At 68.6% G+C, this 14,223-nt stretch carries 10 protein-coding genes and 1 tRNA gene; 7 read left to right on the forward strand and 4 right to left on the reverse strand.

Annotation, left to right across the window (positions count from 1 at the left end; all coding sequences use genetic code 11):
• The first annotated feature begins 10 nt into the window (after positions 1-10).
• The 6 genes from imuA (at position 11) to P4826_RS03235 (ending at position 8,357) form a co-directional block, all read left to right on the forward strand.
• Positions 11-772 carry a translesion DNA synthesis-associated protein ImuA gene (gene imuA, locus P4826_RS03210; RefSeq protein WP_317702520.1) on the forward strand — a complete coding sequence of 254 codons (762 nt, stop codon included), beginning with the start codon at positions 11-13 and terminating at the stop codon, positions 770-772.
• Positions 738-2,051, forward strand: coding sequence for a DNA polymerase Y family protein (locus P4826_RS03215; protein WP_317702521.1), 1,314 nt, complete (start codon positions 738-740; stop codon positions 2,049-2,051). The genes imuA and P4826_RS03215 overlap by 35 nt, the downstream gene beginning before the upstream one ends.
• A gap of 238 nt (positions 2,052-2,289) precedes the next feature.
• Complete coding sequence (locus P4826_RS03220; RefSeq protein WP_317702522.1) at positions 2,290-5,463, forward strand: error-prone DNA polymerase; 3,174 nt, start codon at positions 2,290-2,292, stop codon at positions 5,461-5,463.
• Between the two features lie 187 nt (positions 5,464-5,650).
• On the forward strand, positions 5,651-6,472 hold the full coding sequence (locus P4826_RS03225) for a LuxR C-terminal-related transcriptional regulator (protein ID WP_425605214.1): 822 nt from the start codon (positions 5,651-5,653) through the stop codon (positions 6,470-6,472).
• A 132-nt stretch (positions 6,473-6,604) separates the two neighbouring features.
• A complete protein-coding gene (locus P4826_RS03230; protein ID WP_317702523.1) occupies positions 6,605-7,435 on the forward strand; it encodes a sensor histidine kinase in 831 nt (276 codons plus the stop codon).
• Between the two features lies 1 nt (position 7,436).
• Entirely contained in the window at positions 7,437-8,357 is a 921-nt protein-coding gene (locus tag P4826_RS03235; RefSeq protein WP_317702524.1) for a pseudouridine synthase, read from the forward strand.
• A 48-nt stretch (positions 8,358-8,405) separates the two neighbouring features.
• On the opposite strand, the gene P4826_RS03240 is transcribed toward P4826_RS03235, so the two are convergent.
• Positions 8,406-8,479, reverse strand: a tRNA-Gly gene (locus tag P4826_RS03240).
• Positions 8,480-8,602: 123 nt separating this feature from the next.
• Between P4826_RS03240 and alaS the strand changes: the two genes are divergently transcribed.
• Positions 8,603-11,227, forward strand: coding sequence for an alanine--tRNA ligase (gene alaS / locus P4826_RS03245; RefSeq protein WP_317702525.1), 2,625 nt, complete (start codon positions 8,603-8,605; stop codon positions 11,225-11,227).
• Between the two features lie 62 nt (positions 11,228-11,289).
• Here alaS and trmB read toward each other — a convergent pair whose 3' ends face one another.
• From trmB to P4826_RS03260, 3 genes are read right to left on the reverse strand one after another with little or no spacing between them, the layout of a single operon-like run.
• Positions 11,290-12,039, reverse strand: coding sequence for a tRNA (guanosine(46)-N7)-methyltransferase TrmB (gene trmB, locus P4826_RS03250; RefSeq protein ID WP_317702526.1), 750 nt, complete (start codon positions 12,037-12,039; stop codon positions 11,290-11,292).
• The gene (gene gluQRS / locus P4826_RS03255) at positions 12,009-13,124 is read right to left on the reverse strand and encodes a tRNA glutamyl-Q(34) synthetase GluQRS (RefSeq protein WP_317702527.1); all 1,116 of its coding nucleotides are present in this window, start codon (positions 13,122-13,124) and stop codon (positions 12,009-12,011) included. Before gluQRS ends, trmB begins: the two co-directional genes overlap by 31 nt.
• On the reverse strand, positions 13,121-14,215 hold the full coding sequence (locus P4826_RS03260) for an NAD(P)/FAD-dependent oxidoreductase (RefSeq protein ID WP_317702528.1): 1,095 nt from the start codon (positions 14,213-14,215) through the stop codon (positions 13,121-13,123). Before P4826_RS03260 ends, gluQRS begins: the two co-directional genes overlap by 4 nt.
• Positions 14,216-14,223 lie beyond the last annotated feature (8 nt).

Below are 14,223 nucleotides of genomic sequence, written 5' to 3' on the forward strand. Positions count from 1 at the left end.
CGAGGTACCCATGGGCGCTGCTCTTCCTTTTTTCATAGACGATTTACCCGGTGTCTGGCGCGGTGACGCCTGGGCGCAGGCGCCACAGCGGGCGGTGGACACGGGCCACGAGCAGCTGAATGCACAACTGCCCGGGGGTGGCTGGCCCTTGGCAGGCATGACCGAGTTGTTGCTGCCCATCCATGCCCATTGCGAATGGAGGCTGCTTGCGCCCGCGCTGGCGCGTCTGCTTGCAGACTCGTCCGGCCATGCCGTGCTGGTGGCGCCGCCGCTGGAGCCCTTCATGCCCGCGTTGCAGGCCGCTGGCGTGCCCGTGCCGCGGCTGTGTTGCATCAGGCCTGTGGGCTCCGGTGCCGCCATGGCCGCCGCCTGGGCCTGCGAGCAGGCGCTGCGCTGCCGCGACGTGCGCGCCGTGCTGGCCTGGCTGCCGCAAGTGGCAACGCAGTCGCTGCGCCGGCTGCAGCTGGCAGCCGCGCAGAACCAGCAGCTTTTGTGGGTGCTGCGGCCCGAGGGCGCGCGAGCCCAGGCGTCGCCCGCGCCCCTGCGCCTGTGGCTGCAGCCGCAGGCGGATCGGCTGCTGATCCACGTCATCAAGCGCCGCGGCCCGAGCGCGCTGCACCCCGTGGCACTGCCCGGGCACGCTGCGCTGCTGGCTGCTGTCCTGCGGGGCCAGGCGCAGCGGCGCCAGCAGGCGCAGGCCGCCACCTGGGGCAGGGCCAGGCCGCAGGAGGTGGCACATGCCGTGGCTGGCCTGGCTGCTGCCCTGCATTGACCCGGCGCCCGGTGTGCCGCCAGACGCCCAGGGCTGGTGGGCGCTGCGTTTCACGCCGTGCGTGACCTTGCTGGACGAAGCATTGCTGCTGGAGGTCGACAGCGTGGAGCGCCTGTGGGGCGGGCGCGCCGCCCTGCAGGCGCTGCTGCGCAACCAGGCGCCCGCAGCAGCGCAAGAGAACGCGGCCGATCAAGCCTGGGCCACCGGCCCCACGGCCCTGCAGGCCCTGGCCTTGCTGCGCCTGCAGCGCATGGGCCGCAGCCCGCCGCAGCGGCTGCCGCACGACCTGCCCATCGCCACCCTGACGGCACTGCGTCCGCATGTGGCGGCGCTGCAGCACCTGGGCTGCCGCAGCTGGGGCGATTTGCGCGCGCTGCCGCGTGCTGGCCTGGCGCGGCGCTTTGGTGCCGCCTGCCTGCTGGCGCTGGATCAGGCCTGGGGCGACGCCCCGCATGGCCTCACCTGGATCACCCTGCCCGAACGGTTTGCGCTGGAGCTGGAGTTGTCGGCCCTGGTCGAATCGGCCCCGGCTTTGCTGATGGCCGGCCAGCGCCTGCTGGATGCGCTGCAGGGCTGGCTGCGTGCGCGCCAGCAGGGTGTGCTGGCGCTGGAGCTGGCCTGGCGCCATGACCTGCGCCGCGTCGATGGCGTGGACTTGCCGCCCTGGCAAAGCCTGGAGCTGCGCACCGCCGAGCCGCTGCAGGCCATGGCCCACCTGCGCCGCCTGCTGGCCGAGCGACTGGCGCACCAGCGCCTGGCCGCGCCGGTAAACCGCCTGGCGCTGCGCAGCCTGCAGACGGCGCCCCTGGCCCAGGCCAGCGCCAGCCTGCTGCCGCCCGCGCCCGACGAGGCCCGGGGCGAGCCCTGGCACCAGCTCATCGAGCGCCTGTCGGCCCGGCTGGGCCCGGCCAGCCTGCAGGTGGCGCGGCTGCATGCCGACCACCGGCCAGAGCGCATGCAGCACTGGCACCCCGCCATCACGCCGCCGTCTCCTGCCCAGGACGAGGCGGCCGACAGCCCCGCTGGACTGTGGCCCCCCTGGCTGGTGCGTCCACCGCAGCCCCTGGACCTGCAAGGCCATCGCCCCTGCCTGTTGGGCCGCCCCTTGCGCCTGCTTGCCGGGCCGCAGCGTGTGGAGGCCGGTTGGTGGGAGGGTGAGTCAGGCACCGGCCTGGCCCGGCGCGATTACTTTCTGGCGCACAACGCCGCCGCCGGCAGCGTCTGGGTGTTTCGCGACCGGGCCACGGGCGGCTGGTTTCTGCAGGGGGTGTACGGGTGATCCTAGAAACGGCAGTTGGACGCGCTTGCCAGTGCCGTGATCGGCGTGTCAGGCAAGGCGTGACGACGCGGCGGGCTACTGCCCGCAAGGAGGAGCAACGCCGCATGGCGCGGCGAGCGCGGTGCTGGCAAGTGCGTAGCGCTGTCACCCCGCAGGTGAGTGGCAACGAGGCAGCTAAAGGCAATACCCATGCGGTTCTCGTGAAGTTTGAAAGCGGTCAACTGCTGTTTCTAGGATCATGCTACCCGACTACGCCGAGCTGCACGCGCTGAGCAACTTCAGCTTCCAGCGTGGCGCATCGCACCCGCAGGAGCTGGTTGAACGCGCCCACGCCCTGGGCTACAGCGCCCTGGCGCTGACCGACGAATGCTCGGTCGCCGGCGTGGTGCGCGCCCATGTGGCGGCCCGGCAGCTGGGCCTGCCGCTCATCGTGGGCAGCGAATTCCTGTGGGGCGAGCTGCGCATCGTGGCCCTGGCGCGTGACCTGCAGGGCTGGGGCGACCTGTGCGAATTCATCAGCGCCGCGCGCGCGCGTGCCGCCAAAGGCGGCTACCGGGTGGATGCGCAGTCGCCCTGGGCGCTGCTGCGCGGCTGCGAACTGCTGCTGGCGCCGCGCCGCGAGGTTTTTACAGATGCTTCTGATTTGATAGCTATTAGCGCTGGCCTGGAAAGCGCTAGAGGCCTATTTTGTTACAAATGCTGGCTGGCCGTGGAACTGCACCTGGCGCTGGACGATGGCCTGTGGCTGGGCACGCTCACGCAGGCCGGCGCGCGCCTGGGCCTGCCGCTGGTGGCCGCGGGCGACGTGCACCTGCATGCGCGCGCGGCCAAGCCGCTGCAGGACGTGATCACCGCCGTGGGCCTGGGCCGCAGCCTGGCCGATTGCGGTTTTGCGCTGCAGCCCCATGCCGAGAAGCGCCTGCGCCCGCGCAGCCAACTCGCCGGCCTGTACCCGCCCGAACTGCTGGCGGCCACGCTGACCGTGGCGGCGCGCTGCCGTTTCAGCCTGGATGAAATCAGCTACCGCTACCCGCTGGAGACCGTGCTGCCCGGCATGACGGCGCAGCAGACCCTGGCCTGGCTGACCTGGGAGGGCGCGCACGCCCGCTACCCCGCCGGCGTGCCCGAGCGGGTGCAGGCGCAGATCGGCAAGGAGCTGGACTTGATTGCCGACTGCGGCTACGAGATGTACTTCCTGACCGTGCACGACATTGTGCGCTACGCGCGCAGCCAGGGCATCCTTTGCCAGGGCAGGGGGTCGGCGGCCAATTCGGTGGTCTGCTACTGCCTGGGCATCACGGCCGTCGATCCGCAGCACGCACACCTGCTGTTCGAGCGCTTCATCAGCAAGGAGCGCAGCGAGCCGCCCGACATCGACGTGGACTTCGAGCACGAGCGGCGCGAGGTGGTCATCCAGTACATCTACGCCAAATACGGGCGCGAGCGCGCCGCCCTCACGGCCGTGGTCATCAGCTACCGCACGCGCAGCGCCCTGCGCGATGTGGGCAAGGCCCTGGGCCTGGCGCCGGCCCTGGTGGATGCCTTTGCCAAGGATCACCACTGGTTCGACGACGTGCTGGCCGTGGATCATTTGCAGGCCCTGGCCGCCAGCCTGGGCGAAGACTTGCCCGCCCACCAGGCCGCGCTGTGGCTGGAGCTCACGCGCCGGCTGCGCGGCTTTCCGCGCCACCTGAGCCAGCATGTGGGCGGCTTCGTGCTGACCCAGGGCAAGCTCACGCGCCTGGTGCCGGTGGAGCCCGCGGCCATGCCGGGGCGCTCCATCATCCAGTGGGACAAGGACGACCTGGACGCCATGGGCCTCTTGAAGGTGGACGTGCTGGCGCTGGGCATGCTCAGCGCCCTGCGCCGCTGCCTGGATGCCCGTGCCCTGCTGCGCGGCGAGCCCTGGGGCCTGGCCGATATTCCGCAGGAAGACCCCGCCACCTACGACATGGTCTGCCGCGCCGACACCGTGGGCGTGTTCCAGATTGAGAGCCGCGCGCAGATGAGCATGCTGCCGCGCCTGCAGCCGCGCAGCTTCTACGACCTGGTGGTGCAGGTGGCCATCGTGCGGCCCGGCCCGATCCAGGGCGGCATGGTCCACCCCTACCTGCGGGCGCGTGAGCGCCAGCGCTGGCTGGGGCCTGGCGAGCCCTTCCCGCTGGAATACCCACAGCTGGCCGAGGCGCTGGCGCGCACGCTGGGCGTGCCCATCTTCCAGGAGCAGGTGATGCAGGTCGCCATCGCCGGCGCGGGCTTCACGCCGGGCGAGGCCGATGCGCTGCGCCGCTCCATGGCCGCATGGAAACGCGTGGGCGGCGTGCACCAGTTCGAGGAGCGCTTCAAGCGCGGCCTGCTGCTACGCGGCTATCCGCAGGAGTTTGCCGACCGCCTGTTCCAGCAGATCCTGGGCTTTGGCGAATACGGCTTCCCCGAAAGCCACGCCTACAGCTTCGCCCTGCTGGCCTACGCCAGCAGCTGGCTCAAGCGCCACGAGCCGGCCTGCTTTCTGGCGGCGCTGCTCAACTCCCAGCCCATGGGCTTTTACGCTCCGTCTCAGCTGGTGCAGGACGCGCGCCGCCACGGTGTGCGTGTGCTGCCCATAGCCGTGACGGCGAGCGACTGGGACTGCACGCTGGAAGAACCGCTGGCACCCGTGCATGGCGTGCAACTGCCCCAGCCCGCCGTACGCCTGGGCTTGCGGCTGGTGGCCGGCCTGCGCCAGGACGCGGCCCGGCGGCTGGTGCATGCGCGCCAGGACGGCCCCTTTGCCAGCACCGAAGACCTGGCCCTGCGCGCGCGGCTCGACCGGCAGGATCTGCAGGCCCTGGCCGCGGCCGATGCACTACGCGCGCTGTCGGGCCACCGCCGCCAGCAGATGTGGGATGCTGCCGCACAGCTACATGCATTGCCATTGCTACAGCAGGCGCCCGTGCACGAAGAAGCCCTGCAGCTGCCGGCCGCGCCCGAGGGCGAGGACATTCTTTTCGACTACGCAGCCACCGGCCTGACCCTGCGCCGCCACCCGCTGGCGCTGCTGCGTGCGCACCTGGCGCGCTGGCGCATCGCCACGGCGTTGCAACTGCGCGACATACCCCGGGGGCGGCGTGTGCGTGCCTGCGGCATCGTCACCGTGCGCCAGCGGCCCGGCACGGCCCAGGGCACGATGTTCGTCACGCTGGAGGACGAGACCGGCCCGGTCAACGTCATCGTCTGGCCCGCGCAGCTCGAGCGCTGGCGCGACGCGCTCATGCGCGCCAGGCTGCTGGCCGTGGAGGGCGTGTGGCAATGCTCGGATGCGCCGGATGCCGGCATGGCAGTACGCCACCTGATCGGGCAGCGCTTCAAGGATCTCAGCCCGCTGCTGGGGCGATTGGCGCAGGCGCTGGGCGGCAGTCGAGATTTCCACTGAGATTTCTTCCGACTTTCGCACTACAATAGTTTCAGAAAGTTAATCTGGTAACTTGAAAAAGTTTTATGCCGTAAATCAGCGTATTTCGGTGTAACTTTCCAGTTATTTCACCAAGCTCTGTCTGAGCTTTTGGATACCAAAATTTCCGTTGGTGTTTGCCCGCAAGAACCACTGCCTGGAGCACAGCATGCTGAATTCGAATGAAGCCAACGCCGCGCAAACGACCTCTTCTGCCGAGGCGAGCCAGCCAGGCGCGGGCCAGTTTGCCGTACACCAAAGCCCACCGTCCATGTGGCCGGACTTCATGACCGGCCAGGTCGAAAAGCCGGTGCGCGTGCTGCTCGTCGATGACGATCCGCACATGCGGCGCGTCATTGCCCAGGAGCTCATGGCCGATGAGCGCACCATGCTGGTGGCCCAGGCCGGCAGCGTGCGCGAAGGGCGCAAGGCCATCAAGCAGCATGAATTCGACGTGCTGCTGGTGGATCTGAACCTGGGCGATGGCGAGGGCTTCGAGCTCATCGACTACCTGAAATCCAATCGGCCGTCCGCCGAAGCCATCGTCATCTCCATCATGGAAAACGACGACCAGGTGTTGCATGCCTTTGAGCTTGGCGCCACCGGCTATCTCGTCAAGAATTCGTGGTTCGGCAACTACCCCCAGGCGGTGCTGCAGGTGGCCAATGGCGGCGCGTCCATCACGCCCAATCTGGCGCGCCGGCTGCTGCAGCGCTTTGACCATGGCGCGCCCGCGGCGCCAGCAGCCGCAGCACCCGAAGCGCAGGCACCTGTGCAGGCCACTGCAGAGCACGAGCCAGAGCGCCTGTCGCAGCGCGAAAAAGAGGTGCTGCGCATGGTTGCCAGCGGCTACACCAGTGCCGAGATCGGCACCCAGCTGCAGATCAGCGCCCTGACGGTGAACACGCACATCAAGAACATCTACCGCAAGCTGCAGGTGCGCACCCGCGCCCAGGCGGTGCGCTTTGCCTCGCTGCGGGGCCTGTTCTGAGAGCGTGAGAGGAAACCCACCCCTCGGGTGCCGGCAGGTACCTCGCACACGTTGCATTTTGTGGCCAACTTTCGCGGTCAAGGCAGTTACAAGGCGCGGGTGCCTTGTGGGTGCATAGATTAGAAGGACATCATGTTTCGCACCCGCCCGCCGGCGTATGCATTGGCCTGCGCCGCGCTTTGGTTCATACAGCTGTGTGCCAACCTGCTCCTGGTCTTCACCAACCTGCCTTCGGGTGCAAGTCACTACTGGCTGCTTTTCAATCTGGTGACGACCATTCTGCTGGGCGTGCTGATCCTGCTGCAGCTGCCGCGGGCACTGCAATGGCGGCCCCGGCGCAGCGCGCGTCCCAGCCATGAGCTCAGGCAGGAGCGCCAGCGCATTGCGCGCGATCTGCATGATCAGGTCGGCTCGCAGCTGGTACATGCCATGGCCATGGTGGATGCACACAACCCAAGCATGCAGCCGCTGGTCAAGGCGCTGGAGCACTGCCTGCTGGACGTGCGCCTGCTGGTCGATTCCATGGACGGGGATGACGACGCTCTCATCGACCGACTGGCCCGCCTGCGCCACCGCATTCAGCCATCGCTGAACCAGCGTGGCATCACGCTGCAGTGGGACGTGGCCTTCGCGGGCGCTGCCGCCATGCCCATGGGCGCGCCGGCGCGCGAACTCACCGCCATCGTGCAAGAGGCCGTGAGCAACGTGCTGCAGCATTCGGGTGCCACGGCCGTGGCCATAGCGCTGCAGCATGTGCAGGATGGCGCAGGCGGCGCCTGGCAGCTGCAGGTCAGTGACAACGGCAAGGGCCTTCCGGCCGCGGCGCTTAACGGACAGGACGCCGGCCATGGCCTGGCCGGCATGCGCCAGCGCGCCGCCAAGGCCGGCGGGCGGCTGCAGCTGCTGCCCGGCCTGCAGGGCCAGGGGCTTTGCATACAGGTGACCGTGCCCACTCGGAATTGACATGCACAACCGGCACGACCCCCGCGTGCTGCCCATGCGCGATGGCGTGAATCCCAGTTGCGTGGTGCTGCCTTCGATCGTGCATGGGCTGTTGCTGGACTTTCTGGTGCAGCGCCTGCCAGCCGTCTCGCGCGCAGATTGGCTGCGCCGGCTTGGTGCCGGCGAAGTGGTTGACGAGCAAGGCGTTGCCGCCACCGCGCAAAGCCCCTGCACGCCGGGTTTGCGCTACTACTACTATCGCGAACTGCCCAGCGAAACACCCATCCCGTTTGAAGAGACGGTGCTCTACCAGGACGAACACATCCTGGTGGCCGACAAACCGCATTTCCTGCCGGTGGTACCCGCCGGCCGCTACCTGCAGCAAACCCTGTTGGTGCGCCTGAAGCGCCGCCTGGGCCTGCCTGAACTCTCGCCCGTGCACCGCATCGACCGCGATACCGCAGGGCTGGTGCTGTTCTCGGTGCAGCGGGCCACGCGTGGCATGTATCAGGCCTTGTTCCGGGAGCGCGCGGTGCGCAAGGTGTACGAGGCCGTCGCCCCCTGGCGGGCAGACCTGCCGCTGCCACGCGTGCACGAAAGTCGCCTGGAGGAGCTCGGCCATTTCTTTCGCATGCAAGAGGTGCCGGGCACGCCCAACGCCATCACTGCCATGGCCGTCGTGGAGCAGGAGGGGCCGTGGGCCCGCTATCGCCTGGAGCCCATCACCGGCAAGCGCCACCAGCTGCGCGTGCACATGGCGGCGCTGGGCCTGCCCCTGTGCGGTGATGGCTTCTATCCTGAGGTGAACGACCCGCCCGAAGGTGATTATTCGAACCCGCTGCAGCTGCTGGCGCGCACCCTGTCATTCACAGATCCAGTGACAGGCCAGGCGCGCGATTTTGCAAGCCGCCTGCAGCTGCGTGCACTGGCGAGTCTTGGCTGAGCCGGTTTGGGAGAGGGGGGGCCTGCAGACAAAGGCAGGAAGGTGCTGTGGAGCGGGTGAAGGGAATCGAACCCTCGTATGAAGCTTGGGAAGCTGCCGTTCTACCATTGAACTACACCCGCGAAGGCTCGCATTATAGGGGGCGGGGGTGGTGGCCAAATCTATAATGCCCGGTTGATTTTCACACGGTCGGCGCACGCGGCTTGTTCTTGCCTGCGGCGCGTCGTATCGCCTAAGCACACACCATGAGCACTCCCACCTTCTCTGTCGCCGACATCCGCAAGACCTTCCTGGATTTCTTCGCCGCCAAGGGCCACACCGTGGTGACGTCCAGCCCCCTGGTGCCGGGCAACGACCCGACGCTGATGTTCACCAACTCGGGCATGGTGCAGTTCAAGGATGTGTTCCTGGGCACCGACAAGCGCTCCTATGTGCGCGCGGCCTCGGTGCAGACCTGCCTGCGCGCCGGCGGCAAGCACAACGACCTGGAGAACGTGGGCTACACCGCGCGCCACCACACCTTCTTCGAGATGCTGGGCAACTGGTCGTTCGGCGACTACTTCAAGCGCGAATCCATCCACTGGGGCTGGGAGCTCCTGACCCAGGTCTACAAGCTGCCCGCCGACAAGCTGCTGGCCACCGTGTATGCCGAGGACGACGAGGCCTACGACATCTGGACAAAGGAGATCGGCCTGCCGCCCGAGCGCGTGATCCGCATCGGCGACAACAAGGGCGGGCGCTACAAGAGCGACAACTTCTGGATGATGGCCGACACCGGCCCCTGCGGCCCCTGCTCGGAGATCTTCTACGACCACGGCGAACATATCCCCGGCGGCCCCCCGGGCAGCCCCGATGAGGATGGCGACCGCTTCATCGAGATCTGGAACCATGTGTTCATGCAGTTCGACATGAAGGAGGACGGCTCCGTCGTGCCGCTGCCCGCGCCCTGCGTGGACACGGGCATGGGCCTGGAGCGCCTGGCCGCCATCCTGCAGCATGTGCACAGCAACTACGAGATCGACCTGTTCGACGCGCTCATCAAGGCCGCCGCGCGCGAGACGCATACCGCCGACCTGGCCAATCCGTCGCTGAAGGTGATTGCCGACCATATCCGCGCCACCGCCTTCCTGGTCGCCGACGGCGTGATCCCGAGCAACGAGGGCCGTGGCTACGTGCAGCGGCGCATCGTGCGCCGCGCCATACGCCATGGCTACAAGCTGGGCCAGAAGACGCCGTTCTTCCACAAGCTGGTGGCCGACCTGGCGCAGCAGATGGGCGACGCCTACCCCAAGATCCGCGAGCAGCAGCAGCGCATCACCGAGGTGCTCAAGGTGGAAGAAGAGCGCTTCTTCGAGACCCTGGCCAACGGCATGGAGATCCTGGATGGCGCGCTGGCCGGCGGTGCCAAGACCCTGCCCGGCGACGTGGCCTTCAAGCTGCACGACACCTATGGCTTCCCGCTCGATCTGTCGGCCGACGTGTGTCGCGAGCGGGGCTTGAGCGTGGACGAGGCCGGCTTCAACGCCGCCATGGAGCATCAGAAGAACACCGCCCGCGCGGCCGGCAAGTTCAAGATGGACAAGGCGCTGGAGTACGGCGGTGCTGCCAACCAGTTCACCGGCTACGAGCATCTCTCGGGTACTGCAAAGATAGTAGCGCTTTATGTAGATGGGACAAGCGTTGCAGCGCTGAAAGCCGGTCAAAACGGCGTGGTGGTGCTGGACAGCACGCCGTTCTACGCCGAAAGCGGCGGCCAGGTCGGAGACCAGGGCGTCATCACCGCCGGCAGCGCGCGCTTTGCCGTGCAGGACACGCAAAAGATCAAGGCAGACGTCTACGGCCACCATGGCGTGCTCAGCGAAGGCACGCTGAACGTGGGCGACACGGTGCAGGCCCAGGTCGATGGCGGGCAGCGTGCCGCCACCATGCGCAACCACTCCGTCACGCACCTGATGCACAAGGCGCTGCGCGAGGTGTTGGGCGATCACGTGCAGCAAAAGGGCAGCCTGGTGAATGCCGAACGCACGCGTTTCGACTTCACGCACAACACGCCGGTGACGGCGGCGCAGATCACCGAGATCGAGCGCCTGGTGAATGCCGAGGTGCTGGCCAACAGCGCCACCCAGGCGCGCGTGATGGACATCGAAAGCGCGCAGAAGACCGGCGCCATGATGCTGTTCGGCGAGAAATACGGCGAGAGCGTGCGCGTGCTCGACATCGGCAGCAGCCGCGAGCTGTGCGGCGGCACGCATGTGGCGCGCACGGGTGACATCGGCCTGTTCAAGGTCGTGGCCGAGGGCGGCGTGGCCGCGGGCGTGCGCCGCGTCGAGGCCGTGACGGGCGCGAACGCGCTGGCCTACCTGCAGTCGCTCGAAGCCACCGTGGACCAGGCGGCGGCCGTGCTCAGAGCGCCGGTGGCCGAGCTGAACACACGCATCACCGGCGCGCTGGACCAGATCAAGGCGCTGGAAAAAGAGCTCGCTCAGCTCAAGGGCAGGCTGGCCTCCAGCCAGGGCGACGAGCTGGCCGGCCAGGCCGTCGATGTCAAGGGCATCAAGGTGCTGGCCGCCAAGCTGGACGGCGCCGATGCCAAGACCTTGCGCGAGACCATGGACAAGCTCAAGGACAAGCTCAAGACCGCCGCCATCGTGCTGGCCGCCGTGGATGGCGACAAGGTGCAGCTGGCCGCCGGCGTGACGGCCGACAGCACGGCCCGTGTCAAGGCCGGCGAGCTGGTCAACTTCGTGGCCCAACAGGTCGGCGGCAAGGGCGGCGGCAAGCCCGACATGGCCATGGCCGGCGGCACGCAGCCGGCGGCCTTGCCAGCGGCTCTGGCCAGCGTGCAGGCCTGGGTGGCAGACCGTCTGTAACTACTGATTGTGTAGCTGACAGCGCTTGCCTGGTAAGGGCAGGCGCTGTTTTTTATCTGGATTCAGCGACGCTTGAAGACCAGATCCCACACCCCATGGCCCAGGCGCAGGCCCCGGTTCTCAAACTTGGTCAGAGGCCGGTAGTCGGGCTGGGGCGCGTAGCCCTCGGCCGTGTTGGCGAGCAGTGGCTCGTTGGCTAGCACCTGCAGCATCTGCTCGGCATAGGGCTGCCAGTCGGTGGCGCAGTGGATGTAGCCGCCGGGCTTCAGGCGCGCCGCCAGCTTGGCCACCAGCGGCGGCTGGATCAGGCGGCGCTTGTTGTGGCGCTTCTTGTGCCAGGGGTCTGGAAAGAAGATGTGCACGCCATCCAGGCTGGCGGGGGCCAGCATGTGGTCGAGCACCTCCACGGCGTCATGCTGCAGGATGCGGATGTTCTCCAGGCCCTGTTCGCCGATGCGCTTGAGCAGGGCGCCCACGCCGGGCTCGTGCACCTCGCAGCACAGAAAGTTGTCGCCAGCGCGCAGGCCGGCGATGTGCGCCGTGGCGTCGCCCATGCCAAAGCCGATCTCCAGGATCAGCGGCGCGTTGCGGCCGAAGGCGGCAGGGGCGTCGAACAGGGCTGCCCGATAGTCCAGCACGTAGCGCGGGCCCAGATCTTCCAGGGCCTTGGCCTGGCCGGTGGTGGTGCGGCCGGCGCGGCGCACGTAGCTCTTGATGACCTTGGGGTGGGCGACCTCGGCAGGTGCGCCGGATTGGGGTGGGGTGGGGTGTGGGGTTTCAGTCACAGCGGCGGATTGTAATTTCGCGCCCATGCGTTGACCCACAAAGCCAGCGCCTCGGCCACGCTGGCAGTGCCGGCCGCCGGCAGGCCCAGCACCTCGGCGGCGTCGGCCAGCGCCTGCAACGGCCGGCTGTCGTCGATGGCCGGGGCGCCATGCTGCTTGGAGAGCTTTTCGCCGTCGCCGGCGCGCACCAGCGGCGTGTGCAGGTAGCGCGGTGTGACCAGGCCCAGGGCGGACTGCAGCAGGATCTGGCGCGGGGTGTTGTCGGCCAGGTCCTCACCGCGCACCACATGGGTGATGCCCTGGTCGGCATCGTCCACCACCACGGCCAGCTGGTAGGCCCACAGGCCGTCAGCGCGGCGCAGCACGAAGTCGCCCACCTGCCGCGCCACGTCCTGGAACTGCGGGCCCAGCCGCCTGTCGGTCCAGTGGATGCCGTTGTTCGCTATTGAAAGAGAAGCTGTTTTCGCTTGTCCATAAAGCGCTAAAGGCATATTTGACTCATTTTCTGCATGCCTCACGCCAGGTGGCGGGCCCTCACCCCCGCCCTCTCCCAGAGGGAGAGGGAGTAATACCGGCGGGACCGGTTGCCCTCGCCCCTTTGGGGAGAGGGAGGGGTGAGGGGCTTGTTCGGCATGCGCACCGCCAGCCAACCGCCCCTGGTACCGCGCCGCATGAAAGCGCCAGGCGCGCGGTGCGCGGCCGTGCAGGCCCTGGCGGCAGGTGCCGGGGTAGGGGCGTTCCACATGGCGCTCGTGCGCCAGGCCCTGGGCCAACAGAGCGGCCGCTATGTCGCGCCGGGTGCAGGCGCAGGGGTAGGCCAGCTGGCGTGCCAGCAGCTCGTCCAGCACCTGCTGGTAGCGCGCGTTGCGGCCGGACTGGAACCAGGGCGCTTCGTCGGGCAGCAGGCCGCAGGCGGCCAGCTGGGCCAGGATGCGCTCGGCGGCATCACTCTGGCAGCGTGGCAGATCCACGTCTTCGATGCGCACCAGCCAGCGCCCGCCGGCCGCGCGCGCGTCCAGCCAGCTGGCCAGCGCCGCAACAAGCGAGCCCGCATGCAGCGGGCCCGTGGGAGAGGGGGCAAAGCGGCCGACGTAGCGCGCCGCCACGCTCATAGAGCGGCCAGGGCCAGTTCCAGGCCGGAGATGAAGGCGTCCTCCAGCCGGTGGCCCAGGCACCAGTCGCCGCCGGCGCCCAGGCCGGTGGCGGCGTCCCACAGATGGCTTTGGCCCAGGGGCTTTTGCGTCTGGGCAAAGCGCCAGCGGCGCAGCTCGGCATGGGTGGGCGTGGCGCGTATGCCGGTGACCTCGGCAAAGGCCTTGACGAGCTTGGCCTGCACGCGGGCGCCGTCGTCGTTCAGGTGCTCCTGTGACCAGGCCGGGCTGGCCTGCACCGTCCAGCGCTCGATCTGCTTGCGTCCGGGCTTGCTTGACTCGCGCGCCAGCCAGGCGATGCGGTGGTGTGTGCTGCGTGCGGCGTTCCACTGCGGGCCCAGCGTGGTCAGACCGGGGCGCACGGCATGGGCAAAGGCCAGCATCAGCGTCCAGCAGGGGGCGATGTCCACGCCCTGCAGGTTCTGGTTCCAGGCGGCGCTCAGGCCGGAGTCGTGCAGCAGCGCCCGCGACAGTGGCGCCGGCAGGGTCAGCAGCACGGCGTCAAAGCCGGTGTGCAGGTGGGTGTCGCCGCCCAGCGTCTCGCAGTGCAGCTGCCACATGTGGGGGTGTGCGGGATCGCGCTCGATGCGCGTGACGGCGGTGTGCGTGTGCAGCCGGCCCTCGCGCATCAGCGGCTCGGCCCAGGCTTGCACCAGTGCGTCCATGGTGGGGGTGGCCACCCAATGCGCCTCGCCGGGCGGCGGCGCCGCGCTGGCGACGCGGCCCGCGGCATCGAGCACGCGGACGGTGGTGGCGCTCCAGGGGCGGCACAGGCCGGGCACGGTGTCCAGCGCGCGCTGAAAGCGCTCGTCGCGCACGGTGAAGTACTGCGCGCCGGTATCAAAACTGCCAAAGGGCGATGCCAGCGCCATGGTGCGCCCGCCCACATGCGGTGCCTTCTCAAATACCGTGACGGTGTGGCCCGCCTGGGCCAGCGTGCGCGCGCAGGCCACGCCGGCCATGCCGGCGCCAATCACCGCAAAGCGCCGCGCGGGTCCATGCGGGGCGCTGGGTTTCAACTTTTTGCTGGAACGGGGGCGGGCAGTTGTCATGAGGGGCT

Origin of the sequence: Diaphorobacter limosus (assembly GCF_033100095.1) — a bacterium.
GTDB classification, from domain to species: domain Bacteria; phylum Pseudomonadota; class Gammaproteobacteria; order Burkholderiales; family Burkholderiaceae_C; genus Alicycliphilus; species Alicycliphilus limosus.

Excerpts from the sequence above, each read along its gene's own strand:
- imuA (WP_317702520.1), top strand. The coding sequence starts at position 11 with ATGGGCGCTGCTCTTCCTTTTTTCATAGACGATTTACCCGGTGTCTGG.
- P4826_RS03215 (WP_317702521.1), top strand. The coding sequence starts at position 738 with ATGCCGTGGCTGGCCTGGCTGCTGCCCTGCATTGACCCGGCGCCCGGT.
- P4826_RS03220 (WP_317702522.1), top strand. The coding sequence starts at position 2,290 with ATGCTACCCGACTACGCCGAGCTGCACGCGCTGAGCAACTTCAGCTTC.
- P4826_RS03225 (WP_425605214.1), top strand. The coding sequence starts at position 5,651 with ATGCTGAATTCGAATGAAGCCAACGCCGCGCAAACGACCTCTTCTGCC.
- P4826_RS03230 (WP_317702523.1), top strand. The coding sequence starts at position 6,605 with ATGTTTCGCACCCGCCCGCCGGCGTATGCATTGGCCTGCGCCGCGCTT.
- P4826_RS03235 (WP_317702524.1), top strand. The coding sequence starts at position 7,437 with ATGCACAACCGGCACGACCCCCGCGTGCTGCCCATGCGCGATGGCGTG.
- alaS (WP_317702525.1), top strand. The coding sequence starts at position 8,603 with ATGAGCACTCCCACCTTCTCTGTCGCCGACATCCGCAAGACCTTCCTG.
- trmB (WP_317702526.1), bottom strand. The coding sequence starts at position 12,039 with ATGGGCGCGAAATTACAATCCGCCGCTGTGACTGAAACCCCACACCCC.
- gluQRS (WP_317702527.1), bottom strand. The coding sequence starts at position 13,124 with ATGAGCGTGGCGGCGCGCTACGTCGGCCGCTTTGCCCCCTCTCCCACG.
- P4826_RS03260 (WP_317702528.1), bottom strand. The coding sequence starts at position 14,215 with ATGACAACTGCCCGCCCCCGTTCCAGCAAAAAGTTGAAACCCAGCGCC.